Annotated in this window: 23 protein-coding genes and 1 other annotated feature; of the genes, 16 read left to right on the top strand and 7 right to left on the bottom strand. The window is 43.6% G+C overall.

Going from position 1 to position 22,367, the window contains the following annotated elements:
• Window positions 1-260: 260 nt before the first annotated feature.
• Both SPEA_RS05445 and SPEA_RS05450 read left to right on the top strand, forming a co-directional pair.
• A complete protein-coding gene (locus tag SPEA_RS05445; RefSeq protein WP_012154302.1) occupies window positions 261-1,319 on the top strand; it encodes a toxin-antitoxin system YwqK family antitoxin in 1,059 nt (352 codons plus the stop codon).
• A gap of 331 nt (window positions 1,320-1,650) precedes the next feature.
• Window positions 1,651-2,184, top strand: a complete 534-nt coding sequence (locus SPEA_RS05450; RefSeq protein ID WP_012154303.1) for an Mpo1 family 2-hydroxy fatty acid dioxygenase — start codon at window positions 1,651-1,653, stop codon at window positions 2,182-2,184.
• 96 nt (window positions 2,185-2,280) lie between these two features.
• Here SPEA_RS05450 and SPEA_RS05455 read toward each other — a convergent pair whose 3' ends face one another.
• On the bottom strand, window positions 2,281-3,564 hold the full coding sequence (locus SPEA_RS05455) for an HlyC/CorC family transporter (RefSeq protein WP_012154304.1): 1,284 nt from the start codon (window positions 3,562-3,564) through the stop codon (window positions 2,281-2,283).
• Between the two features lie 145 nt (window positions 3,565-3,709).
• Window positions 3,710-4,498 carry a cytochrome C assembly family protein gene (locus tag SPEA_RS05460; RefSeq protein WP_012154305.1) on the bottom strand — a complete coding sequence of 263 codons (789 nt, stop codon included), beginning with the start codon at window positions 4,496-4,498 and terminating at the stop codon, window positions 3,710-3,712.
• A 407-nt stretch (window positions 4,499-4,905) separates the two neighbouring features.
• Between SPEA_RS05460 and ffh the strand changes: the two genes are divergently transcribed.
• The 11 genes from ffh to SPEA_RS05515 all read left to right on the top strand — a co-directional run bounded on the left by ffh (window position 4,906) and on the right by SPEA_RS05515 (window position 16,227).
• Complete coding sequence (ffh, locus tag SPEA_RS05465; protein ID WP_012154306.1) at window positions 4,906-6,279, top strand: signal recognition particle protein; 1,374 nt, start codon at window positions 4,906-4,908, stop codon at window positions 6,277-6,279.
• A 217-nt stretch (window positions 6,280-6,496) separates the two neighbouring features.
• Window positions 6,497-6,748 (top strand): 30S ribosomal protein S16, encoded by a 252-nt coding sequence (rpsP, locus tag SPEA_RS05470; protein WP_012154307.1) that lies wholly within the window; start codon window positions 6,497-6,499, stop codon window positions 6,746-6,748.
• Window positions 6,749-6,768: 20 nt separating this feature from the next.
• The gene (rimM, locus tag SPEA_RS05475; protein WP_012154308.1) at window positions 6,769-7,299 is read left to right on the top strand and encodes a ribosome maturation factor RimM; all 531 of its coding nucleotides are present in this window, start codon (window positions 6,769-6,771) and stop codon (window positions 7,297-7,299) included.
• Window positions 7,300-7,314: 15 nt separating this feature from the next.
• Window positions 7,315-8,061, top strand: a complete 747-nt coding sequence (gene trmD / locus SPEA_RS05480; protein ID WP_012154309.1) for a tRNA (guanosine(37)-N1)-methyltransferase TrmD — start codon at window positions 7,315-7,317, stop codon at window positions 8,059-8,061.
• A gap of 36 nt (window positions 8,062-8,097) precedes the next feature.
• A complete protein-coding gene (gene rplS, locus SPEA_RS05485; RefSeq protein WP_012154310.1) occupies window positions 8,098-8,451 on the top strand; it encodes a 50S ribosomal protein L19 in 354 nt (117 codons plus the stop codon).
• A 377-nt stretch (window positions 8,452-8,828) separates the two neighbouring features.
• A complete protein-coding gene (locus SPEA_RS05490) occupies window positions 8,829-9,920 on the top strand; it encodes a 3-deoxy-7-phosphoheptulonate synthase (RefSeq protein ID WP_012154311.1) in 1,092 nt (363 codons plus the stop codon).
• 14 nt (window positions 9,921-9,934) lie between these two features.
• Complete coding sequence (tyrA, locus tag SPEA_RS05495; RefSeq protein ID WP_041411302.1) at window positions 9,935-11,074, top strand: bifunctional chorismate mutase/prephenate dehydrogenase; 1,140 nt, start codon at window positions 9,935-9,937, stop codon at window positions 11,072-11,074.
• A 405-nt stretch (window positions 11,075-11,479) separates the two neighbouring features.
• Window positions 11,480-13,144: a hydroxylamine reductase gene (hcp, locus tag SPEA_RS05500; RefSeq protein ID WP_012154313.1), complete on the top strand. Its 1,665-nt coding sequence runs from the start codon at window positions 11,480-11,482 to the stop codon at window positions 13,142-13,144.
• A 102-nt stretch (window positions 13,145-13,246) separates the two neighbouring features.
• Window positions 13,247-14,371 carry an FAD-binding oxidoreductase gene (locus SPEA_RS05505; protein ID WP_012154314.1) on the top strand — a complete coding sequence of 375 codons (1,125 nt, stop codon included), beginning with the start codon at window positions 13,247-13,249 and terminating at the stop codon, window positions 14,369-14,371.
• Window positions 14,372-14,554: 183 nt separating this feature from the next.
• Window positions 14,555-14,893 (top strand): hypothetical protein, encoded by a 339-nt coding sequence (locus SPEA_RS05510; protein ID WP_012154315.1) that lies wholly within the window; start codon window positions 14,555-14,557, stop codon window positions 14,891-14,893.
• Between the two features lie 47 nt (window positions 14,894-14,940).
• Entirely contained in the window at window positions 14,941-16,227 is a 1,287-nt protein-coding gene (locus tag SPEA_RS05515; RefSeq protein WP_012154316.1) for a cation:proton antiporter, read from the top strand.
• Between the two features lie 77 nt (window positions 16,228-16,304).
• Here the strand turns inward: SPEA_RS05515 and pheA are convergent, their stop codons facing one another.
• Window positions 16,305-18,278 (bottom strand): prephenate dehydratase, encoded by a 1,974-nt coding sequence (pheA, locus tag SPEA_RS05520; RefSeq protein ID WP_012154317.1) that lies wholly within the window; start codon window positions 18,276-18,278, stop codon window positions 16,305-16,307.
• A 41-nt stretch (window positions 18,279-18,319) separates the two neighbouring features.
• Between pheA and SPEA_RS05525 the strand changes: the two genes are divergently transcribed.
• On the top strand, window positions 18,320-18,538 hold the full coding sequence (locus SPEA_RS05525) for a hypothetical protein (RefSeq protein ID WP_041410855.1): 219 nt from the start codon (window positions 18,320-18,322) through the stop codon (window positions 18,536-18,538).
• Window positions 18,346-18,464: a sequence feature (Phe leader region), on the bottom strand. Its footprint overlaps the gene before it by 119 nt.
• A 47-nt stretch (window positions 18,539-18,585) precedes the next feature.
• Here SPEA_RS05525 and hpf read toward each other — a convergent pair.
• A complete protein-coding gene (hpf, locus tag SPEA_RS05530) occupies window positions 18,586-18,948 on the bottom strand; it encodes a ribosome hibernation-promoting factor, HPF/YfiA family (protein ID WP_012154318.1) in 363 nt (120 codons plus the stop codon).
• A 309-nt stretch (window positions 18,949-19,257) separates the two neighbouring features.
• Between hpf and SPEA_RS05535 the strand changes: the two genes are divergently transcribed.
• The gene (locus tag SPEA_RS05535; protein WP_012154319.1) at window positions 19,258-19,950 is read left to right on the top strand and encodes a cytochrome b/b6 domain-containing protein; all 693 of its coding nucleotides are present in this window, start codon (window positions 19,258-19,260) and stop codon (window positions 19,948-19,950) included.
• 98 nt (window positions 19,951-20,048) lie between these two features.
• Here the strand turns inward: SPEA_RS05535 and SPEA_RS05540 are convergent, their stop codons facing one another.
• Window positions 20,049-20,492, bottom strand: a complete 444-nt coding sequence (locus tag SPEA_RS05540; RefSeq protein WP_398353665.1) for a c-type cytochrome — start codon at window positions 20,490-20,492, stop codon at window positions 20,049-20,051.
• A gap of 242 nt (window positions 20,493-20,734) precedes the next feature.
• Between SPEA_RS05540 and trpR the strand changes: the two genes are divergently transcribed.
• The gene (gene trpR, locus SPEA_RS05545; protein ID WP_012154321.1) at window positions 20,735-21,010 is read left to right on the top strand and encodes a trp operon repressor; all 276 of its coding nucleotides are present in this window, start codon (window positions 20,735-20,737) and stop codon (window positions 21,008-21,010) included.
• Between the two features lie 32 nt (window positions 21,011-21,042).
• On the opposite strand, the gene SPEA_RS05550 is transcribed toward trpR, so the two are convergent.
• Window positions 21,043-21,447, bottom strand: coding sequence for a hypothetical protein (locus SPEA_RS05550; RefSeq protein ID WP_012154322.1), 405 nt, complete (start codon window positions 21,445-21,447; stop codon window positions 21,043-21,045).
• A gap of 153 nt (window positions 21,448-21,600) precedes the next feature.
• A complete protein-coding gene (slyD, locus tag SPEA_RS05555) occupies window positions 21,601-22,260 on the bottom strand; it encodes a peptidylprolyl isomerase (protein ID WP_012154323.1) in 660 nt (219 codons plus the stop codon).
• Window positions 22,261-22,367: the final 107 nt, after the last annotated feature.

Raw genomic sequence — 22,367 nt, forward strand, 5'->3', positions numbered from 1 at the left:
ACAGTCTCAAGTGTAGTGGATTTATTGGGCTTAAAAAACTATACGCCTTTAGTCTGTAATGTGAAATGAACTCTAGTTAATCTAGATTTTAGTGATACGGATTAAAAAATTACCGATTAAATTAAGTCATAAGTTTATGTAGTTTGTGAACCACTCTTGCTCTGTGTATTCTGCAGCTGTTTTATCTAAGTTTATGTTTTACCTGATGCTAGTAAACCTAGGATCTAGACTATTAAAATTTAATTACAAGAGTAACCCTGATGTCGTTTATCACTAGAACAAAGCGTTATATCTCTCTAATGGGGATAATTATCAGTGCTGTAGCTGTAGCTCTAGCGGGGTGCAGCGGCGATATACAGCTTCCTATTAGTGAGGACGACCTAAATCAAACTAAGTGTAACGCGCAATATCAAAGTGATTGCCCTGAGTCTTATCGTGGCAAGTTTTTTACTGGCATTACGACCAATTATGCTTATGGCAAGGCGTTTTATAGAGCGACTCAGTATAAAGATGGACTCGAGCATGGCTATAGCTTCTCGACGCTCAACAATCAACTCAATGAAACCGCTTGGTATAAGGCGGGTAAGTTAGATGGCAAACAGATCAGTTACCACTTTTCGACCACAGGAAAGCCGCAATGGGTGAGGCTTTATCAAGCTGGCGTAAAAACGGAGCATTGGCTTTATGATGAGCAGGGCGTAATCCTCAGCTATAAGCGTTTTGAAGGCGGTAAAGAGGTCGAGAGCATCAGTTATGAGAAGGGCCGTGAATGGCGCCTGTATTATTTTGTTGAGGGTGAAAAGCGCCAGCGTCACAAGGACTATTATGCGAGTGGTCAGCTTGAGAGTAATAGTGAATTCATTTATGCCGATTATAAAAAACTTAATGAGAAAACTTACTATCGTAGTGGTCGTTTAAGAAGTAAATTTAACTTCGACAGGGCAACCAATACTGGCATATTCGAAACCTACGGTTCAGATGGTAAGCGCCGCTCAGAGCAGCATTATGGCTATAACCCACTAAATACTCGCCATGGAGTGCAGTTAACTTTTTGTGGTGAAAATGGTCAAGTTGACTCTATCGAGCATTACAATATGGGCGTAGAAGATGGTGAATTTGCTAAATATCACTGTAATGGTCAGCTGCAAAATAAGCGCACTTATGCCAACGGCGTGGTGATTGATAAACAGATTAAAACCTATGATGAGAATGGTCTGGTGGTGTTTATTGATAAGCTCGATGGTAAAGGCAAGGTCACACAAAAAAGCTACTATGATGATGAATCTGCTAAGTGGGTGACCTATTCGACGACGGACTAGTAGTAAGGTTAATTTTTATGAGAAACATACCTACTCAGCATTAGCTGCTTTATTGTCGGCCTATGCAACCTAAAAGGCTATTTTGAACTTTTACTCTATTAAAATGCGACAAGATCTATTAAGTTAATATTTAGTTAAATTAGACGGGCTGTACAGGTTGCAGTGTTTCCAAACCGGCCACCGCGCCCTTAGCTGCATGCTAAGGCGGATAGCTCGTCAAATTACGAACAGAAAGTTAACTAAGTGACTTAACTAAGTGACTTAACTAAGTGACTTAACTAAGTGTATATAGTGAGCGCTTGTGCAGGCCACTTATAATGGAGAAGAGCAGATGAAATCCGCCGAAGAGCAGCTATCAACCTACAAGAGCGTGCATTTAAACCCGAAAAACATTAAGACTCATTTCGTGGGGATCCCGCTGATTATCTGGTCGCTATTTTTATTACTCAATCTAATCCCATTAAATTTTGCGCTATCTAACGATCCTGTTATCACCTTTAATGTGGCGACGGTTTTCACTGTTGGCGTGCTTATCTATTATTTTGTACTACACGCAAGATTGGCGATAGGCTTAACACTGTTTATTATTCCGGTGCTTTATACATCAGGCCTAGTGGCCCAAGTGCCTCATGCGATTTGGATTGCATTAGTGGTGTTTTTTGTGGGCTGGGTGATTCAATTTATTGGTCATCATTATGAAAAAGCCAAGCCCGCTTTTGTTGATGACTTGAATCAGTTACTAATTGGGCCGTTCTTTTTGATGGCTGAGGTGTACTTTATGTTAGGCATGGAAAAGCAGTTATTAGCTGACATAACCCCGATGGCAAGAGATAAGCGTCGAGCGATAGAAGCTGTAAAGAAGTAGCCTAAGCATAAATTAAACATCAAAAAAGCGCTAATTAGCGCTTTTTTGATGTTTAAAAAAGTTTTTAATTGATCGCATTCTTAATCATTAACAGTCTTAATCGTTAGTAACTTTAGGCGGCAAATAATGCTGTGGCATGACTCTAACGGTTTTAATCATATTATCCGCTACATCAATAACCTCTAGCGGGTAACCGTATAAACGCATTGAAGTATTAGGCTCTGGGATATCTTCAAGATACTCGAGAACTAGGCCATTGATAGTCTTGGGGCCATCGATGGGGAAGTGCCAACTCATCTCTTTATTAAGGTCACGAATGTTGATACTCGCTTCAATCAGGTAGCTACCATCTTGCTGCAAGGTAATATCTTCGCTCGGAGGGGCAACCATCGAGGTGGTAAAGTCACCAACAATCTCTTCTAGAATATCCTCTAAGGTCACTAAGCCTTGAATATCGCCGTATTCGTCCACAACAAGGCCGATACGCTCTTTATTATGTTGAAAGTTAGAAAGTTGCACGTTTAGCGGTGTAGCTTCTGGAATGAAGTACAACTCTTTTACGGCGCGCAGCAAGGATGATTTACTAAATTGCCCTTTAGATTGAAGCCGCAGCGCATCACGTAAGTGTACAAAACCAACCGCGTCATCGATGGTATCTCGATAAAGCAAAACACGGGTGTGCGGGCTTTGGATTACCTGCTTATTAATGCTTTTAAAATCATCATTGATATTAATTGCGTACAGCTCGTTACGCGGGATCATGATGTCATCTACGGTGACTTTTTCAAGGTCCATGATTGATAACAGCATTTCTTGGTGGCGCTGCGGGATCAAGGCGCCAGCTTCATTTACAACAGTACGCAACTCTTCTTGGCTAAGTGCATCATCGTTTTTGACGGAATGAATACCGAGTAAATGCAAAAAGCCTGAAGTGATGAAGTTGACGACTTTAACGAAAGGGGAGAGAACCACTAATAAAACACGCAAGATAACACTGGAGGGGAAAGCAATGCGTTCTGGGTGAAGCGCGGCAACTGTCTTGGGGGTGACTTCAGCAAACACAAGGACGACGAGCGTTAACACACCGGTCGAGATGGCGACCCCCACATCACCAAATAGTCGAATTCCAATAATGGTTGCAATAGCGGAGGCTAAAATATTAACTAGGTTATTGCCTATAAGGATAAGCCCTATCAGACGGTCTGGACGTTCTAGCATCTTTATGGCTCGCTTAGCGCCTTTATGCCCGCTATTAGCTAAGTGACGCAAACGATAACGGTTGAGTGACATCATGGCTGTTTCTGAGCCAGAGAAGTAAGCAGATAGTAAGATTAAGACGAACAGAATAGATAACAGTACGCCAGTGGATATATCGTCCAAAATGTTGGAGCTCCGCTGTGGTTTAAAGAAAGGGGCGAATAATAAAGCTGAAAAAGCACTATGAAATTAGTAATTACAGAACTTTAAAGAGGGTGTCAAGTTTGACCCACCACACAGAGGCGGGTCAACAGACTGAATTTGAGGCTTAGCTGAGGATCAGCTCTTTAACGACACGGGCGCCAAAGTAGGCTAATGATAGCAGGACACCACCAGTTAATGTGTAGGCTACAGCAGCTCTAATACGGCAACCCACCCAGTACTGCTGAGCTAACATTGCGATATAGACACACCAAGCCATAATCGACAGCACAGCTTTGTGTCCTTTACCTTCTTCGAACATGTCATCGAGGAAGATAAAACCTGTTGCTAAAGATAAACTCAGTAGAATAACGCCTACAATCACTAGATGATAAAGCTGCTTTTCAACCGTCATTAGCGGTGGCATCGCAGAGGTCATCACCAGTTTCTTACTCTTTAGACGGTTCTGAATAATCGCCAATTGGATAGCATATAGCGCTGCAATCATCAGCGCACTGTAAGCCATTAGTGACAATACAACGTGCACTAAGACGTCTGGGTGGATCTCGAAATGAATGATGTATTCTGGAGGCACAAGCCAAAGCAGCGCGACGGAGATCACCGAGCAGGCATACACGACAGGAAGAACAACAATGACTTTTAGCCTGAATAACAAGATGGTGAAGCTAAAGGTGATAATCCAGTTAACCATAGAGATCACGTTGGTTAAGCTGAAGTTTTGCCCATCGGTGGTCATAATGGCTTGAGAGAGTGCTGCTGCGTGCAGCACGACACCTATCGCAGCCACGCCAGCGACTAATTTTCTGTTTGGCCCGTCAACATGAAAGAGTCGGCTTGCGACGAGGACCAAAGCAATACTGTAAAATAACATGGCTGAAGCTGAGAAAATGACCATTGAGTATTAACCTATTTGTTTTATAAACCTGATGCGCTAACACATACTTTTACTGTTTGAGTAAACCAGCGCAATTGACTTGCATACTAGCCTGATTCAAACAGGAGTTAAATTACTGAGTAAACAAAATATCGTGTCGTGTCTAGCTTCAAAAGTCGTTTTGACTTTAACCGCTAAGTTAGCACGTAACATTATGGTGTAGAATAACATGAGCCAAGGTCATTTGGGCAGTGACCTTGATTGCAAAAATCGGCTGATTCTTTGTCCTAACATCGATTTTTGTTAAATATTTATCGATTGTAAGGCTCAGTTATAAAAGTTACTTGCGTCATTCTGTAGCATAATATCTGGGCATCGCTATAATACAGCCCCATCAATGTAAATTTTAAACGGTAAAGAACTGGATAATGTTTGAGAACTTAACTGACAGATTGTCACGGACTCTGAAAAATATCAGTGGCCGTGGTCGCTTAACGGAAGAAAACGTTAAGGAAACCTTACGCGAAGTCCGCATGGCTCTTCTTGAGGCCGACGTTGCCTTGCCTGTGGTTCGTGAATTCGTAAATAGCGTTAAAGAACGCGCTGTTGGACAAGAGGTTTCTAAAAGTCTAAGTCCAGGCCAAGCCTTTATTAAGATCGTTCAAAGCGAACTTGAAAACGCCATGGGTGAAGCGAACGAAGCTTTGGACCTATCGGCGCAGCCACCAGCTGTTATTATGATGGCGGGTTTGCAAGGTGCCGGTAAAACTACCAGTGTTGCAAAACTGTCTAAATTCTTGCGTGAGCGCGAAAAGAAATCAGTCCTAGTTGTATCGGCTGACGTATACCGTCCAGCGGCAATCAAGCAGCTAGAAACCTTAGCCGCAGAAGTTGACGTTCAATTCTTCCCATCTGACGTTAGCCAAAAGCCAGTCGATATCGCCAATGCTGCGATTGCTCATGCAAAGCTTAAGTTCATTGATGTGGTCATTGTCGATACTGCAGGTCGTTTGCACGTCGATGAAGCCATGATGGATGAGATTAAAGAGCTTCATGCTGCAGTTAAACCGGTTGAGACACTGTTTGTGGTTGATGCCATGACAGGTCAAGATGCGGCCAATACAGCTAAGGCCTTTAATGAAGCGCTACCGCTAACCGGTGTGGTACTGACAAAAGTCGATGGTGATGCACGTGGTGGTGCGGCGCTGTCGATTCGTCATATTACCGGGAAACCAATTAAATTCTTAGGTGTCGGTGAAAAAACTGACGCACTAGAAGCGTTCCACCCAGATCGTGTTGCTTCACGTATTCTTGGTATGGGCGATGTGCTTTCTCTTATTGAAGAGGTTGAGCGCGGCGTAGACCAAGAAAAAGCCATGAAGCTTGCGGCTAAAGTAAAGCAAGGCGGAAATTTTGATTTAGAAGATTTCCGTGAGCAGCTGCAGCAAATGAAAAACATGGGCGGCATGATGAACATGATTGAAAAGCTGCCAGGTGTGGGGCAATTACCACCTGAGGCTTTAGCTCAAGTTCAAGATGGCAAGATGACAGGGCAGATGGAAGCGATTATCAACTCTATGACCCCAGGTGAGCGCCAACGTCCAGATATCATCAAAGGTTCGCGCAAGCGCAGAATCGCGATGGGCAGCGGCACACAAATTCAAGATGTGAACCGTTTATTGAAACAGTTTACGCAAATGCAGAAGATGATGAAAAAAATGTCATCAAAAGGCGGCATGAAAAAAATGATGCGTGGCATGAGCGGTATGCTCCCACCAGGCATGAAAATGCCCGGCCGCTAGGCATTCTTAATATTCTGCAAAGCTAAATTTACAGACCAGAGTGAATCTCACTCTGGTCTGTTGATCGTTTTAGGTGTAAAAAACGCCGATTACGGTTGCATTCGTCGGTCAGTCAGGTAAAATCTGCCGGCTTTCTATCTGGGGCTCTCCGCGAACACGGAGTTTCAGTTTTTATTTTTGCTTGATAAAAAGCAAATCATTAGAGGATACCAAACGCATGGTTACCATTCGTTTAGCTCGTGGCGGCGCAAAAAAGCGTCCATTTTATAACATCGTTGTAGCTGACAGCCGTAACGCCCGTGACGGTCGTTTCATCGAGCGCGTTGGCTTTTTTAACCCAGTAGCACGTGGCCAAGAAGAAGCTCTACGCTTAGATCTTGACCGTGTTGAGCATTGGGTTGCTAACGGTGCTGCTACTACTGATCGTGTAGCAAAGTTGATCAAAGACGCTCGTAAAGCTGCTGCTTAATAGCGTTAAGGTATAGATTGATGAGTAGTAAACAAGAACCCGTCATCCTTGGCAAAATCGGTTCAAGTTATGGCATTAAAGGTTGGTTGAAGATCACTACCTATACCGACTCTGTTGAAGGTATCTTTGACTATTCACCTTGGCTTATTAAAGAACAAGGCGAATGGCGCGAGGTTAAGGTCGCCCAGTGGCGTTTCCAAGGTAAAGCAGTTGTTGCTTGTCTTGAAGGCGTATCAACACGGGATGAGGCGCAAGCGCTTACAAATTGTGAGATTGCGGTGCCTGCTGATCAGATGCAAGATTTACCAGAAGATGAATTCTACTGGCGAGATCTTATCGGCTGTGAAGTGATTAATACCAAAGGCTACAACATGGGTACAGTTCAGGAGATCGTGGAAACAGGATCGAATGACGTACTTCTAGTTAAAGCAAACGCAAAAGATGGCTTTGGCAAAGCGGAACGTATGATTCCCTTTGTTACTGACCAGTTCATCCAAAAGGTGGACTTGGCAGCAAAACAGATTTTAGTGGATTGGGATCCGGACTTTTAAGTCGAGGTACAACATATGTGGTTAGGGGTAGTAACCCTGTTTCCCGAGATGTTTCGTGCCGTAACAGACTTTGGTGTAACGGGTCGTGCAGTTAGTAAAGGGTTACTAGAGTTGCAAACGTGGAATCCTCGCGATTTCACCCATGATAAACATAAAACAGTGGATGACCGCCCTTATGGTGGTGGCCCTGGAATGTTGATGATGGTGCAGCCTCTACGTGATGCCATCCATGCAGCTAAAGCTGCAGCTGGAAAAGAGGCAAAGGTGATTTATCTTTCTCCTCAGGGCCGTAAGCTGACACAGCAAGGCGTTGAAGAGTTAGCAAAATCATCCAGTTTGGTTCTAGTGTGTGGTCGATACGAAGGTGTTGATGAACGCATTATTCAAACTGAAGTGGACGAAGAGTGGTCAATAGGGGATTACGTGCTTTCGGGCGGTGAACTCCCTGCGATGACTCTGATTGATTCAGTTTCAAGATTGGTTCCTGGCGTGCTAGGAAAACAAGCTTCTGCAGAGCAGGATTCCTTCTCTGATGGATTACTGGATTGCCCCCACTATACGCGTCCTGAAAGTTTGGATGGACTGGATGTTCCAGCCGTATTGCTAAGTGGCAACCACGAACATATTAGACGCTGGCGTCTACAGCAAAGCCTAGGTAGGACTTTGTTGAGACGACCAGAATTACTTGAAAATCTAGCTCTGACTGGCGAACAAGAGAAGCTTCTAGCTGAATTTGTTGACAGCATCAAACAAGATGATTAGTCGAAGCGCAGTTATTACTAGTATGGAGTTTATTTAATGAATAACATCATCAAAATGCTCAACGAAGAGCAAATGAAAACCGACGTACCACAATTTGGTGCCGGTGATACAGTAGTTGTTAAAGTACGTGTTGTAGAAGGCGGTAAAGAGCGTCTACAGGCGTTTGAAGGTATTGTAATCGCTAAGCGTAACCGCGGCGTTCACTCTGCATTCACAGTACGTAAAATCTCTAATGGTGAAGGTGTTGAGCGTGCGTTCCAGACTCACAGCCCAATCATCTCTAGCATCGAAGTTAAGCGTCGCGGCCGTGTTCGTCGTGCTAAGCTTTACTATCTACGTGAGCGTTCAGGTAAGTCTGCACGTATCCGTGAGAAGCTTGCTACTAAGTAATTTAGTACTCGCAAAAAAAAGATGCAGTGTTCGCACGAGAAACCGCCTATATGGCGGTTTTTTGTTGGCTAAAATAGAACAAAATTAATCCCCCTGCTAGAAACCATCCCCAATCCTCCTTATCAGAAATCCAGCCTTCTTTGTGCTGATGAGACTCCTTTAGCATTCGAGCTTACTTACAATTAGATTAGAATTTTTCATTTATTGAAATTGCACTTGATCTTGTATCGCCTAATAGGCATAGTGTTCATAAGGTGTAATGGTGTACCGTTACAGTGTTACTTCGGTAATTTGATTTAATAATGAGTTGAGACGTTCTTCAGTGTAGAAAAGGTCGTTGACGCGAGAAGCGGATTAGAGATAGGCAGGTGGTAATTATGCAACAAGATACAATTAACAATGTTCATATCAGTTCAGAGCAAGTACTAGTCACTCCAGAGGAGTTAAAGCGTGAGCTTCCTCTTTCCACCCATGCTTACCAGTACGTTCTCAATGCTCGCAAGACAGTATCTGACATTGTGCATAAACGTGATAATCGCGTATTGGTGATTTCAGGTCCTTGCTCTATCCATGATATTGATGCTGCCAAAGAGTACGCGCTAAAGCTTAAGAAGTTACATGATGAACTTGGTGATCAGTTTTTTGTGTTGATGCGAGTTTACTTCGAAAAGCCGCGTACTACTGTTGGCTGGAAAGGAATGATTAACGACCCTGATATGGATGAATCCTTCGATGTGGATAAAGGCTTGAGAAAAGCTCGCGAACTGATGATCTGGCTTGCTGAACTTGAACTGCCTGTTGCCACTGAGGCGCTCGATCCTATTAGTCCGCAATACATGTCGGAGTTGGTAACTTGGTCAGCCATTGGCGCACGCACCACTGAGTCACAGACTCACCGTGAAATGGCGTCGGGTCTTTCTATGCCGGTAGGCTTTAAAAATGGTACCGATGGCAAGCTTGGTGTGGCCATCAATGCATTAGAGTCGGCTGCGAGTAGTCACCGCTTCATGGGTATTAACCAGCAAGGTCAGGTCGCACTGCTACAGACCGCAGGTAACCCTGATGGACATGTGATTTTACGTGGCGGCAAAACACCTAACTATGATGCTGCGAGTGTGGCGGAGTGTGAACAGCAGTTACATGCAGCCAAACTCAGTGCACGATTGATTGTCGATTGCAGTCATGGTAACTCGTCAAAAGATCATAATAAGCAAAAGCCTGTGTGCGAAGATGTTTTTAACCAGATTGTGGCGGGCAATAAGTCTATTATCGGTGTGATGCTAGAAAGCCATTTAAATGCGGGTAAGCAGAGCAGTGACTTGCCGATGGATGAGCTTGCTTACGGCGTTTCGGTTACAGATGCTTGTATCGACTGGAAAACCACAGAAGCGTTATTACGAACGGGAGCCGATGAGTTAGCCTCGGTATTACCGACAAGATTTGATATGCTAAAAGTTGCAAACGGCTGATGGAAGAAACACAGATGAATGAGAAGACTACCGCAGAGCTTGAAAATCTAAGAGGTTTGATTGACGGTGTCGATCAGCAGTTACTGCACCTGTTACGCAAACGATTAGACTTGGTGGCCCAAGTTGGCGCGGTGAAGCATGGTGCTGGTCTACCGATTTATGCGCCGCAGCGTGAAGCCAATATGCTAGCAAAAAGACGCGAAGAAGCTAAGGCGATGAATGTGGCGCCACAGTTGATTGAAGATATCCTGCGTCGCCTTATGCGAGAGTCCTACCTTAATGAAAAAGATGTTGGCTTTAAGCAAATTAAAGCTGATCTTGGACATGTGGTGATTGTTGGTGGAGAGGGCAAACTTGGCGGCTTGTTTTCGCAAATGCTAACGTTATCGGGTTATGAGGTTAAATCTCTCGATAAAGATGATTGGGCCAATAGCCAGGCTATTTTCGATGGTGCAGGTCTTGTGATTGTAACTGTGCCTATCAACATCACCTGTGATCTCATTGCAGACAAGCTGACGAACTTACCTGAAAATTGCATCTTGGCAGATCTCACATCCATTAAAGGCGCGCCAGTTGACGCAATGCTCGCGGCGCATTCAGGCCCAGTGCTTGGGTTACATCCTATGTTTGGCCCTGATGTAGGTAGTTTAGCTAAACAAGTTGTGGTGGTGTGTCATGGGCGTAATCCTGAGGCTTATCAATGGTTGATTGAACAGATTGAAATCTGGGGTGCACGCATTGTTGAAGCCGAGCCGAGTAAACATGATAAAGCGATGCAGCTGGTACAGGCGATGCGACATTTCTCTTCCTTTGTTTACGGGTTAAACCTTTATAAAGAAGAAGCGGATATCGAGTCTTTACTGCAGTTTAGCTCACCGATTTACCGCTTAGAGCTGGCGATGGTGGGACGCTTGTTTGCCCAAAGCCCAGAGCTTTACGCCGATATTATTTTTGCTCAAGAAGAAAGCTTAGTAGCGATTGGTGATTACTTAGATAACTACTCTCAGGCGCTATCTATTTTAAAATCGGGTAATCGCGATGCCTTTGTGGCTCAATTTGCAGAGGTATCTAGCTGGTTTGGTGATTTTGCGCCGCAATTCCAAAGAGAGAGTAGGGCGATGCTGCAATCAGTCAACGATATGAAAACGGGCTAATTGAAAGCCAATTTTAAGACTGTACCTAACAGCTGACTCTCATGAGTTAACTGATCTGACAAAAGGCGCTTAGGCGCCTTTTTTGTGTTTGGCCTATTTAACGAAAGCAACTTAACTTACTTTTTTGATAATGCTTATCAATACCTGATTATCCCAACTTTGGCAGAGACTCTTTAGCTACCGCTAGCTTTAATGTTTTGAATTGTTAACTTTACTCGTTGAAAATCAATGCTTTTACTTGTTTTACCCTCAGAGTTTAAAGTATTCATTAGTGATCTCTAAAAGTGATCTCTTTCATAGTTTTCGCCTTTAGTCCTAGAAAGTCCTTTTGCAAATTTTCAAGAAGCGTAGACTAACCTTAAACATGTAAATAATATGCATGATTAAAGTATAGGAGTTAGTGTCGTGTTTTGTATTCAATGTGAGCAAACAATTAGAACACCTGCGGGTAATGGCTGTAGCTACACTCAAGGTATGTGCGGTAAGTCTTCTGATACCTCAGACTTACAAGATCTTCTCATCTATATTCTTCAAGGTGTTTCGTCATACGCGGCACTTGCTCGTGAAGTCGGTATTATTGATCATGAGATTGATACCTTCGTACCAAAAGCATTCTTCGCGACACTCACTAACGTCAACTTCGATGATGAGCGTATCATCGCTTACACCACTCAAGCTGAAACTTTCCGCAATCGCTTAAAAGCAGCTTATGAAGCTAAATGTAGCGAGCTAAACATCGATGCTAAACCAATGAATGCACCTATGCAGTTGGTACTGGGTGCTAGCAAGCCTGAAATGCTATCCCAAGCGCTTCAAGCTGTGCCTAACCGTGGTAAAGATGAAGTTCATGAAGATATCATGGGTCTACGATTACTTTGCTTATACGGCCTTAAAGGCGCTGCGGCCTATATGGAGCATGCTCGTGTACTCGATCAGACGAGTGATGAAGTAGCCGGTGAATTCCATGAGATCATGGCCTTCCTTGGTGAAGATTCTGTCGATGCCGATAAGTTATTTAATACCGCGATGCAGATTGGCCAGCTTAACTATCGCGTAATGGCGATGTTAGATGAAGGTGAAACTCACGCATTTGGCCACCCAGAGCCAACACAGGTTAATACTAAGTCAGTAAAAGGTAAGGCTATCTTAGTGTCTGGTCATGACATGAAAGATCTTGAGCTTATTCTTGAGCAAACCCAAGGTAAGGGCATTAACGTTTACACCCACGGTGAGATGTTGCCTGCACTGGCTTACCCTGAACTTAAGAAATATCCACACCTGGTGGGTAACTACGGCAGCGCATGGCAGAATCAGCAAAAAGAATTTGCGACATTCCCTGGCGCAGTTGTGATGACATCTAACTGTATCATCGACCCAAATGTTGGTGACTACTCAAACCGTATTTTCACTCGTAGCATTGTTGGCTGGCCTGGTGTGACTCACATCATCGGCGACGATTTCAGTGAAGTGATTGCTAAAGCTGAGTCTTTAGAAGGCTTTATCTATGATGAGATCCCCCATCTAATCACCATAGGTTTCGCTCGTAATGCGCTAATGGCAGCTGCACCGACTGTAATTGAGAATGTTAAGAGTGGTGCTATCAAGCATTTCTTCTTGGTCGGTGGTTGTGACGGTGATAAGCAGGAACGTGGTTACTTTACAGATATCGCGACTCAGGCGCCGGCAGACTCAGTCATTCTGACGTTAGGTTGTGGTAAGTATAAGTTCAACAAACTTGAGTTTGGTGACATCAATGGTATTCCACGCCTATTAGATATCGGCCAGTGTAATGATGCCTACTCAGCAATTCAGCTTGCGATTGCGCTTTCTGAAGCATTCGAGTGTGACATCAATGAATTGCCGCTAACCCTAGTGCTTTCTTGGTTCGAGCAAAAAGCGATTGTGGTGCTGCTGACATTATTGTCTCTAGGTGTGAAGAACATCATGACTGGTCCTACAGCGCCAGCATTCTTAACTCCAAATCTAGCCAAAGTGCTAGAAGAGAAGTTCGGCCTTCGTAACACCACCACAGTTGAGGCTGATCTCAATCGTGTACTTAACGTTGCGTAACGGCAAAGTTATTGGTGATAACTAAATCATAAATGGCCACCAATTAGTGGCCATTTTTTAGTTTTAAAATTTACTCGCTTTAGGTGGGAAGGTAGGTATCGCGTGAATGTTGCAGTCAATCATCAAGTTTCACAGCTTGCGCCATTTTCAGCTCAACAGTGGCAATCGGGTGAGCATCAATTGGTTTGTGTTGAAAAGTGGAACGAAACTCACGATGTGATGAGCTTTCGTTTTCAGGGCTCTCAACCGGTAAAATTTCATTTTAAGCCGGGGCAGTTTCTTACCCTGCTACTTGAGATTAATGGCGAGAAAATCGCACGAAGCTATACCATTAGTTCATCGCCTTCACGCCCTTATTCCATTGTACTGACTATCAAGCGTATTGAAGGTGGCAAGGTTTCAAACTACTTAGCCGACAACCTCGAAGTGGGGCACATTGTTCGCGCTTTGGGGCCTGACGGGGTATTTAACCTGGTTGATATTTCTGCTCAAAAATATCTATTTCTGAGTGCAGGCTGTGGTATTACGCCTATGTTCTCTATGTCTCGCTGGTTAACGGATACCGAAATCGGCCCAGATATCAGCTTTTTACACAGTGCAAAGTCCAATAAAGATCTTATTTTTGAATCCGCTATTGCACAGATAGCTGAGCGTAGCGGTGATTTTAAGCTGAACTATATTTTGGAAGAGCTTGGTATATTCTCTAATATTGGGATCAGCGCTAAGTTTACCGACAAACAAGCTGGGCGCTTAAATGCCGAAAACCTTGCGCGCCTCGTGCCTGACTTTAAAACGCGTACTGTATTTGTCTGCGGCCCAGCGCCCTATATGAATGCGGTAAAGGCATTACTTGAGTCACTAGACTTTGATATGAGTCAGTTTCACCAAGAAAGCTTTGGCAGTTTCAAAGGTGGCAGCGCAGAACTTGACGCTGCTAAAGAGCAAGCTACAAACAGTTCAACTGATCCAAGTGGCTTTATGCTGAGTATTGGTGAAAGAAGCCGCGCTTTGTCCGCTGAACATACACTGCTCGATGGGATTGAGGCGGAAGGCTTACCCATTATTGCTGCTTGTCGCTCTGGTGTTTGTGGTGCATGTAAGTGCAAGGTTGTCAACGGCGAAGTGGAGTCATCAAGTCAAATGGCACTGACGCCCGACGAGATCGCTCAAGGCTACGTGCTTGCTTGCTCCAGCAAATTAAAGTCAGACGTAACACTAGAGCTCTAGTCTCTAGAGGCTCATGCTTTAAGTCTAACGCATGAAAATCTGAAATAAATCAGCTATGAAAGTTGCGTAACGCACAATGAGAACGTAAGGTTAAAGACAGGCCGCGATGGAAATGCGCCTGTCTTTTTATACCAAGTTATACCAAGTCTCTATCCTCAGGTATTTTTTCTCTATGGAGTGCGCATGGCATCAACATTACATTCTCAACCGCTAGCACTAGAAGACAGGAGCCTTGCTCACCTTTTGTATGGGCTTATGGCCTGCTTTCCACTTTTTCTCGTTCCCGCAGCGCTCAGCCTGCTCATTAATGTCTACCAGCCACAACAAGATTCAAATAGCACTATGGCAGTGCATTTGCGTTGGCAGCGCTGGTCTATCGTCGGTCTGTTTGCTGTTATTCTCGTTGGTTATCTAGCTAGCCCGCAGTGGCTCAGTACAACACTCTATGTTGCTGGTGCAGTGTGGTTTGGTGGCCGAGTGTTTAAAGGCTGGTTGAGCCTAATTGAAGGCCGAAAAATCTAACCCTACATATCCTAATACTATATTTAGAATCAGACTGAGAACCGCCTGTGACTAGTTACGAAATCCTATGCCTGCTATCTGCACTGTCTTTAGTCATTTCGCTTATTTCCTCCCGTTTACATCGCTGGCAACAGACTATAACGATTACCGCCTTAGCTTTAGGCTTAAGCCTAATAATTTTAATTGCTGGTAAAACTTTTGGTGTAGAACTCTATTCCACTTTAGTGACCGATTTAGAGCAACTCGATTTTAAAGCGTTATTACTCAATGGAATGTTAGGTTTCTTGTTGTTTGCAGGGGCCTTGCAGATAAAGCTCAATGTACTCAAACAGCAGAGGTGGGAAATCTTTGTACTCGCCTTTGTCGGTACCTTGATTTCCACCCTCATTATCGGTGGTTTGCTGTATGTGCTTTCTGGATTTTTAGGCCTACAGCTTAATTTTAGCTATTGCCTGTTGTTTGGAGCCTTGATATCTCCTACTGATCCTATTGCTGTGCTGGCGATAATTAAGCAGTTGGGGGCGCCAGAAGATATCGCAATTCAAGTCGAAGGCGAGTCACTGTTTAATGACGGTATAGGATTAGTTATTTTCGTTGCCATATCTCAGGTGGCTTTCTCCACAGAGCCGCTAACTTTTGCTGGTGTCAGTGGTTTATTTATTCGTGAGGCGTTAGGTGGACTGCTTTATGGCGGGGTGTTAGCTGCGATGCTTCATGGCATGCTGCATTTATCCGAAGATCGTACTCAGTACTTGTTAATGACACTTTTAGTGCCAAGCGCAGGTTATGTGGGCGCAGATATGCTTGGAGTATCTGGCCCGTTAGCTATGGTGGCATCGGGGATCATCATAGGCAATGTCAGTGTACCTAAGTTACTCAAAGAGAGTGAGTGGGAGCATCTTGATAATTTTTGGCTGTTGATTGAGTCTTTCTTTAACTCATTATTGTTCTTGCTGCTTGGCTTACTCTTGCTACTGATCCATTTTGACGCTGAGCTATGGTGGTTTATGTTGCTTTCAGTGCCTATTGTACTCGTTGGCCGCATCATCAGTATCTATCTTCCTTATTTCGGATTTAGGCGCTTTAAGCGCTATAACTCTTATGCCGAGAAGATATTAGTTTGGGGCGGCCTACGTGGTGGCTTGGCTCTTGCTATGGCAATGAGTTTACCTACTGGGGTATTGATTATATCTGGTAGCAATATTGATTTGCGTGAGTTACTTATGGTGATGACGTATGCGGTAGTAGTGTTTTCAATACTCGTTCAAGGAACCACAATTCCAAGCTTAATCGATAAAAGTAACGCTGAGCATGCAGCTCAGCGTAAACCTTAATCTGTACTAATTTGAACACTTACTCAAGATTCGCTCTGCTCTGACTCATAGCTGTTGCAGGTCATCGCGAGTATTGGCTAGTGGTACAAATTACCTAATACTGCTTTAACGAGTTCCTCTGGATGAGCCTGAGCCGCTGTATCTATCGCGCTTAGGTTCATCATGACACCATCACCTTTAAGCTGCTTAATTGCTTTAGCAAATGTTGCTAGCTGATCGGTATCAATGGCATAACTTGGGTTAACAACAACCGGTAAGTGACTTAGGGCTTTTAACTCAACTAATGCGGCCAAATCTAGCGATGGTTTGCCTGAATTGTTAAGTGTGGTTACGCCTGACTCGCAAAGTATAAGCTGCTGATTGCCCTGACTTAAAACTTCTTCAGCGGCATTAAGCAAGTCATCTACACTTGCCATTGCATTACGCTCTAAAATGACCGGGACCAGTAAGCTACCGAGTTGGCTTAGTATGGCTTGGTTATACATCAAGTTACCTGCAAGCATCACCACATCGGCAAATTGAATTGCCATGCTTAAATCTGTTTCGTGCTCAATAGCTAACACACAAACTAGATTGAATTGGCCTAGGGCATGCTTAAACTTTTCTATCGAGCTAATAAGATCACTCTGCTGACTCAAGCCCTGAATAACAACCGCCTGGAATCCAGACTCTTTAAGCTCTTTTGCCATTTGTTCAAATTGCTGTAAATCGAGTGGCAGTTGTACTTGAGCTATAGCTCCTAAGTTACCATTACCAAGGCTCAGTTGGCCGCAAATCACTTGAGTTGACTCACTCTTGTATTGCTTACTCACGCGCATCTGTTTGTTTGGCGGCGTAGCGGTAACCGTGGTCGACTTAGAAGTGTCAGGCTCTATCATTAATTGACTATTACTTAGTTGAGTTGGTTTAACCGTTTCACATGGGTAGCAGCCAAGCACCTTGATAAAGCGAGTGGTTCTTTCTAACTCTTTCAGCGCTGCCTGCATTGGCTCACTCGACAAGTTGGCATCAATATCGAGATAGAACATCTCTTCCCATGGGGTACCAGGAATTGGACGCGACTCGAGTTTGCTCATATTAAGGTTTCGGGCTTTAAGTACGAGTAAGGCTTCAACCAATGCGCCAGGCTTTTGCCCTGTCGCCATAATCAGTGTGCACTTAGCTGGAAGCTGAGAAGGCACTTCAACAGCTTTTCTTGCAACAACAATAAAGCGGCTTTGATTGATTTTTTGATTGGCAAGTCCACTTTCAACGGCTTCTAATTGATATAGAGCGCCACCTTCAGCGCTGCCGATAGCAGCCACGCTGTTATCATTAGCATTGCATACCATCTCCATCGCTTCTGCGCTGCTTGAGCAATACTCGAGTTTGAATTCACCATGTTGGCTCAGGTATCGACTGCACTGACTTATTGGCTGTGGGTGGGCGTAAACGGTTTTGATATCGTTAATGCTGCTGCCGCTCTTTGCTAATAAACAATGGCCAACTTCAATAGTGGTTTCACCGACAATGGCAAGGCTGGTGTGCTGTAACACATCATAAACCTCGTTGATTGAGCCTGATGAAGTGTTCTCAATGGGTAGGAAACCATAATCCGCGTGACCAGATTCGACGGCCTGAACGATTTCATCAAAACTTTGGCAGCCTAAATCTTGCATCTCTACTTGGCGTCTATCGCAGTAACGACTCGCTGCAAGATATGAATAAGAGCCGCGCGCCCCTAAGTAGGCGATACAATATTGTTGCTGTTGAGTTTCTGGGTTTGCACGGCCATGCAAATAGGCTTGTTGGTTAAGTACAGAGTCTTCGATAATGCTTTGATAAAGAGATATAACGTAGTGGGCATCTAAACCTTGTTCTCGGCCTTGTTTCACCAAGCGAGATAACAGCTCTTTTTCTCGAATGGTATCGCGTATAGGCCTAACATCAACCTCTTTACTGCGGGCGACATCTAAACTTAATTCACGGCGCTTAGCAAGCAGGGCCAGTAGTTCATTATCGAGGCTAGTGATCTGCTCTCGAGTGTGGTTTAAGGGTTGTGGTTTACTCATCTTAGCCTCTGAATCTATTTCTAATATCCGTAGCAATAAGCATGAAGATACAGCTTATCTTTGCTGATATAAAAAAGCCTCCCATGTGGGAGGCTTTGGAATTTTTACTTTCGTTTTTACACCAAAGTTCCGCCTCCGAGGGTGGGGGACATAAAAAAGAAAGTAAAAAATACAGTATGGATTTTGTTCATGGAATTAAAACTAAAGGGGTGGGACTAGAGTGTCAATCAAAACTTGGTCTAATTGAGTTTTTTGCATAAAAAAGCGCACCCGAGGGTGCGCTTTGCGTGTAATTTTAACAATGATATCAAGCTGCGTATTCCTCCTCTAAGTTATCATCAAAGTCGTCATCAATGGCATCATCTTCTATTTTAAGTGTTGCGTGACGTTGACTTTCTGGTTTATGAGTCAGGCGATTTAGCTGTTTCTCCAGCTTTTGTCCCATTGCATTAATTGCTGCGTAAAGGTCGTCGTGTTTCGCCTGGGCAAATAACTTGGCACTTGGTATGCCCACAGAAGCTTCAATCTTAAACCCTTGCTTCTCCTGTAGAATAATAACGTGTGGATTAATTAGCTGCACATCGTGTCTGGCTAACTTTTCTAATCTGGCTTCAATACGTTCGCGGATAGATTCAGTAACTTCGAAATGCTTGCTAGTAATCTTTATCATATATCGAACCTTTTGTTGTTTCCTTGAGTTCAGACTACCAATCTCAGGTAGGAAAGTCGTGATCTAAATCACGTTTTAAGGGCTCTTTTAGACTGTTCGGCTTTTATTTGATCACTTAGACAAATATAGCCAATAAATGGCCAAATTTCCTTGAAAACAGGTAAAAAGCAGGTCATATTGGATTGGATAAGTCCCCCCTTATTTAGCACTTCTTACAAAAAAATGTGTGTAAATAACCCGATAGCACTCTCTTTAATCCCCCTTTATAATGCTGACTTGAGATAAATTTATTTTCGAGAGTAGCCGAACATGGAACGAAATGTAGTCAAAGTGAAGGTATGGGATCTCCCGACACGGGTTTTTCATTGGGGTATGCTGTGTTTGCTTGGTGGATTGTGGTGGACTGCTGATGCTGGAGAGATGGAGTGGCATCAGATCTTAGCCTACATGTTGATGATACTCATTGTCGTGAGGCTTATTTGGGGGATTATAGGAAGTGAAACAGCTCGATTTAGTCACTTTGTTCGCTCACCAAAAAGCGTCATCAACTATCTTGGTAAAACTCGACGTGAGGGGATCTCGTCATCTCTCGGCCATAACCCTGTAGGGGGCTATATGGTGGTCACACTCATCGCACTTGTTTGTGTTCAGCTCACAACGGGTTTATTTGCAACCGATGAGATTTTTACTGAAGGTCCTCTTTATTCTCTCGTTAGCTCAGATACAGCAAGTTGGTTAACTTGGCTGCATAAAAAGAACTTCGATCTTATTTTACTCCTCGCCGCAGTGCATGTGCTTGCCGTTGGGGTTCATATGTTGAAAGGGGATAAGATTTTAGGTGCGATGTTTAGCGGCTATAAGAAGTTACCTGAATCGATGCAGCTAGATGACAAGAGCGATGAACTCGCATTTGTATCAATTTTGAGAGCGCTAGTATTAGCCTTGATTATTGGCGTCATAGTGGTGAACTATTTGATGTGGCCAGTGATTGATATGCTCTAGGGCTCAGCACCGTTTATAAACTAAGTATATTTGGTTAGCCAATAAAAAAGCCTGTTGTTTAACAGGCTTTTTTAATTTAAAAAACTGACAAGTCAGAATTAGTCTTTCTTGTAAACGTCATGGCAGCCTTTACAGCTCTTACCTGTATTACCAAAGGCTTTCTTAATCTCTTTCTTATCCCCTTTGCTAGCAACAGTCGCTAAAATGGCTGCATTGTCTTGGAAAGTTTTCATCTTGTTATCGAAGTCAGCTTTGTCGCTCCAGATTTTTGCCAAGGCTTCAGTATCACCTTTATCAGAACCAGCAATAAAGCCTTCAAGAGGAAGCTTTGACAGCGCAGCCACATTTTCTGCACGCATAGCAAATACTTCAGCATTGTATTCTTTCTTACCTTTTAACATGGCGCCCATGTCACCAAAGTTATAAGCAATCATGCTAAAAGCAGATTGACGGTAATGGACAGCATCTTCAGCTTCTTTAAAATTATTTGCGTAAACACTTGTTGCGAACGTTGCAGTTGCTGCTAGTGCTATAAGGCTCATCTTTGCAATTTTTTTCATGGTGATTCTCACGTTTTTATTGTGTTATGTGATCTTGCTTTTGCCATTGTATAGAGTTTTATCCTGCTGACACTAATCGTTTTTTACGATCGTTACTCTTAGTTACAAATGAGTGTTATTTAGTAAGTACTAATGATTTATCAAAAGTGTATTAAGGTGGCGGTTTTGCTACAATCCATTGTAATGACGCACTAGTACGTGAAGAGCTTAAATTAGGAGATTGCATGCGCGCAGAGTGGGATTCAGTGTTAGAGAAAGTCTTATTGCAGCAAGAGCTGCAGAATTTAATCGTATTATTTGAGCTATTGCTTACTGAAGAAGAGCGCAGTGCTGTTGCTGGTAGATTAAAAGTTTTTCAAACACTATTGCAAGGTGAGATGAGTCAGCGGCAAATTGCTCAAGAGTATCAGATAAGTATCGCAACCATTACTCGCTGCTCCAATTATCTAAAACACATGAGTTTGCAGCAAAGAGAAAACGTTAAGCTGTTAATATTATAAAGATTAACAGCTCTGCTTTAGGTTACTTATGCTCAATATCGTGTATTGGTGTTGGCGATATCATTTAGCAGTTGTGAAGTGACGGTTGTGTGCTTGCGGTTCATAGAGCGCCGAGCAAAGATATACAGAGCATAGCTAAACAAGATGATGCTAAGCACGGGAGCCAGTTTAGAATCGAGCTTCAACAGCAGTAAAGCTGTTAACACATATAAATACGGCGTGTGCTCGTAGATAAATGCAGGTAATCTACCTTCTTTTCTGCGCCTTTTCGAGTCAGTACGGCGGTTTTGGGAGCGTAATGCATAGACTCTACTGCCCATGAGAAATAATAGAATTGAGAACGCTTGGGCATAGGTTTGCTCAAGCATCATGACACTTATGCTACCGAGAGCTAAATATGTGTAGGGCAGGGCTTCGTATACAGGTTTAGATAACATTTGCAGTTCCTTTGCAAAAATCTGGCTTAGATCCGTTGTAAACTTCTAGTCATTAGCATTGATAGCTAACGGCTGCAGTGTAGACCAAAAAAAAGCCCGCTTCACATTAATCGGTGAAACGGGCTTAAATTCATTCTAAAGAACTAGCAGAATTTAGTGTCTGCAGCCACAGCCGCCGTTACCGTCACAGCCTTCTTTAGCTTCTTTTGTTTCATCGTCACTACAGCAACCGCCTTCGTGTCCGTGATCGTGTTCACCACCACAGCAACCGCCTTCTTGTCCGTGATCGTGTCCGCCGCCACAACAGCCGCCTTCATGAGAGTGGCCATGGCTACCACATCCGCCGCCATGAGCGTGGATATGACCGTGAGCGATCTCTTCTTCAGTTGCTGCGCGTACTTCAAGTACTTCAACGTTGAAGGCTAGAGATTGGCCTGCAAGAGGGTGGTTACCGTCAACAACGACAACATCATCTTTAACCTCAGTAACTTGAACTGGGCGCTGGCCCATTTCAGTTTCTGCAATAAAGCGCATGCCTGGAACGATATCTTCGATATCGCCAAATGCAGAGATTGGCACTTCTTGGCGAAGACCATCATGATATGGGCCGTAGCCTTGCTCTGCATCAACAGTTACATCAAGGATGTCACCTTGTGCTTTGCCTTCAAGCGCAGCTTCTAAACCAGGGATCATGTTTTCTGCACCATGCAGATAGATCATTGGCTCGCCTTCAAAAGAACTTTCTACAAGCTGACCTTTCGCATCTGATAATCGGTAATGGATGCTAACAGCACATTTTTCGGTGATTTTCATATTGGCTCCAATCGGAAATTTGCGCGCATTCTAGCCTGCTTTAAAGGGATTTGCGATAGAGTGAATGTACTTCTGCTACCTAAGCCACATCTTTAATTTCGGTAAAT

The organism is Shewanella pealeana ATCC 700345 (assembly GCF_000018285.1).
GTDB classification, from domain to species: domain Bacteria; phylum Pseudomonadota; class Gammaproteobacteria; order Enterobacterales; family Shewanellaceae; genus Shewanella; species Shewanella pealeana.

Excerpts from the sequence above, each read along its gene's own strand:
- SPEA_RS05445 (WP_012154302.1), top strand. The coding sequence starts at position 261 with ATGTCGTTTATCACTAGAACAAAGCGTTATATCTCTCTAATGGGGATA.
- SPEA_RS05450 (WP_012154303.1), top strand. The coding sequence starts at position 1,651 with ATGAAATCCGCCGAAGAGCAGCTATCAACCTACAAGAGCGTGCATTTA.
- SPEA_RS05460 (WP_012154305.1), bottom strand. The coding sequence starts at position 4,498 with ATGGTCATTTTCTCAGCTTCAGCCATGTTATTTTACAGTATTGCTTTG.
- ffh (WP_012154306.1), top strand. The coding sequence starts at position 4,906 with ATGTTTGAGAACTTAACTGACAGATTGTCACGGACTCTGAAAAATATC.
- rpsP (WP_012154307.1), top strand. The coding sequence starts at position 6,497 with ATGGTTACCATTCGTTTAGCTCGTGGCGGCGCAAAAAAGCGTCCATTT.
- rimM (WP_012154308.1), top strand. The coding sequence starts at position 6,769 with ATGAGTAGTAAACAAGAACCCGTCATCCTTGGCAAAATCGGTTCAAGT.
- trmD (WP_012154309.1), top strand. The coding sequence starts at position 7,315 with ATGTGGTTAGGGGTAGTAACCCTGTTTCCCGAGATGTTTCGTGCCGTA.
- rplS (WP_012154310.1), top strand. The coding sequence starts at position 8,098 with ATGAATAACATCATCAAAATGCTCAACGAAGAGCAAATGAAAACCGAC.
- SPEA_RS05490 (WP_012154311.1), top strand. The coding sequence starts at position 8,829 with ATGCAACAAGATACAATTAACAATGTTCATATCAGTTCAGAGCAAGTA.
- tyrA (WP_041411302.1), top strand. The coding sequence starts at position 9,935 with ATGAATGAGAAGACTACCGCAGAGCTTGAAAATCTAAGAGGTTTGATT.
- SPEA_RS05510 (WP_012154315.1), top strand. The coding sequence starts at position 14,555 with ATGGCATCAACATTACATTCTCAACCGCTAGCACTAGAAGACAGGAGC.
- pheA (WP_012154317.1), bottom strand. The coding sequence starts at position 18,278 with ATGAGTAAACCACAACCCTTAAACCACACTCGAGAGCAGATCACTAGC.
- SPEA_RS05525 (WP_041410855.1), top strand. The coding sequence starts at position 18,320 with ATGAAGATACAGCTTATCTTTGCTGATATAAAAAAGCCTCCCATGTGG.
- hpf (WP_012154318.1), bottom strand. The coding sequence starts at position 18,948 with ATGATAAAGATTACTAGCAAGCATTTCGAAGTTACTGAATCTATCCGC.
- SPEA_RS05535 (WP_012154319.1), top strand. The coding sequence starts at position 19,258 with ATGGAACGAAATGTAGTCAAAGTGAAGGTATGGGATCTCCCGACACGG.
- SPEA_RS05540 (WP_398353665.1), bottom strand. The coding sequence starts at position 20,492 with ATGAGCCTTATAGCACTAGCAGCAACTGCAACGTTCGCAACAAGTGTT.
- trpR (WP_012154321.1), top strand. The coding sequence starts at position 20,735 with ATGCGCGCAGAGTGGGATTCAGTGTTAGAGAAAGTCTTATTGCAGCAA.
- SPEA_RS05550 (WP_012154322.1), bottom strand. The coding sequence starts at position 21,447 with ATGTTATCTAAACCTGTATACGAAGCCCTGCCCTACACATATTTAGCT.
- slyD (WP_012154323.1), bottom strand. The coding sequence starts at position 22,260 with ATGAAAATCACCGAAAAATGTGCTGTTAGCATCCATTACCGATTATCA.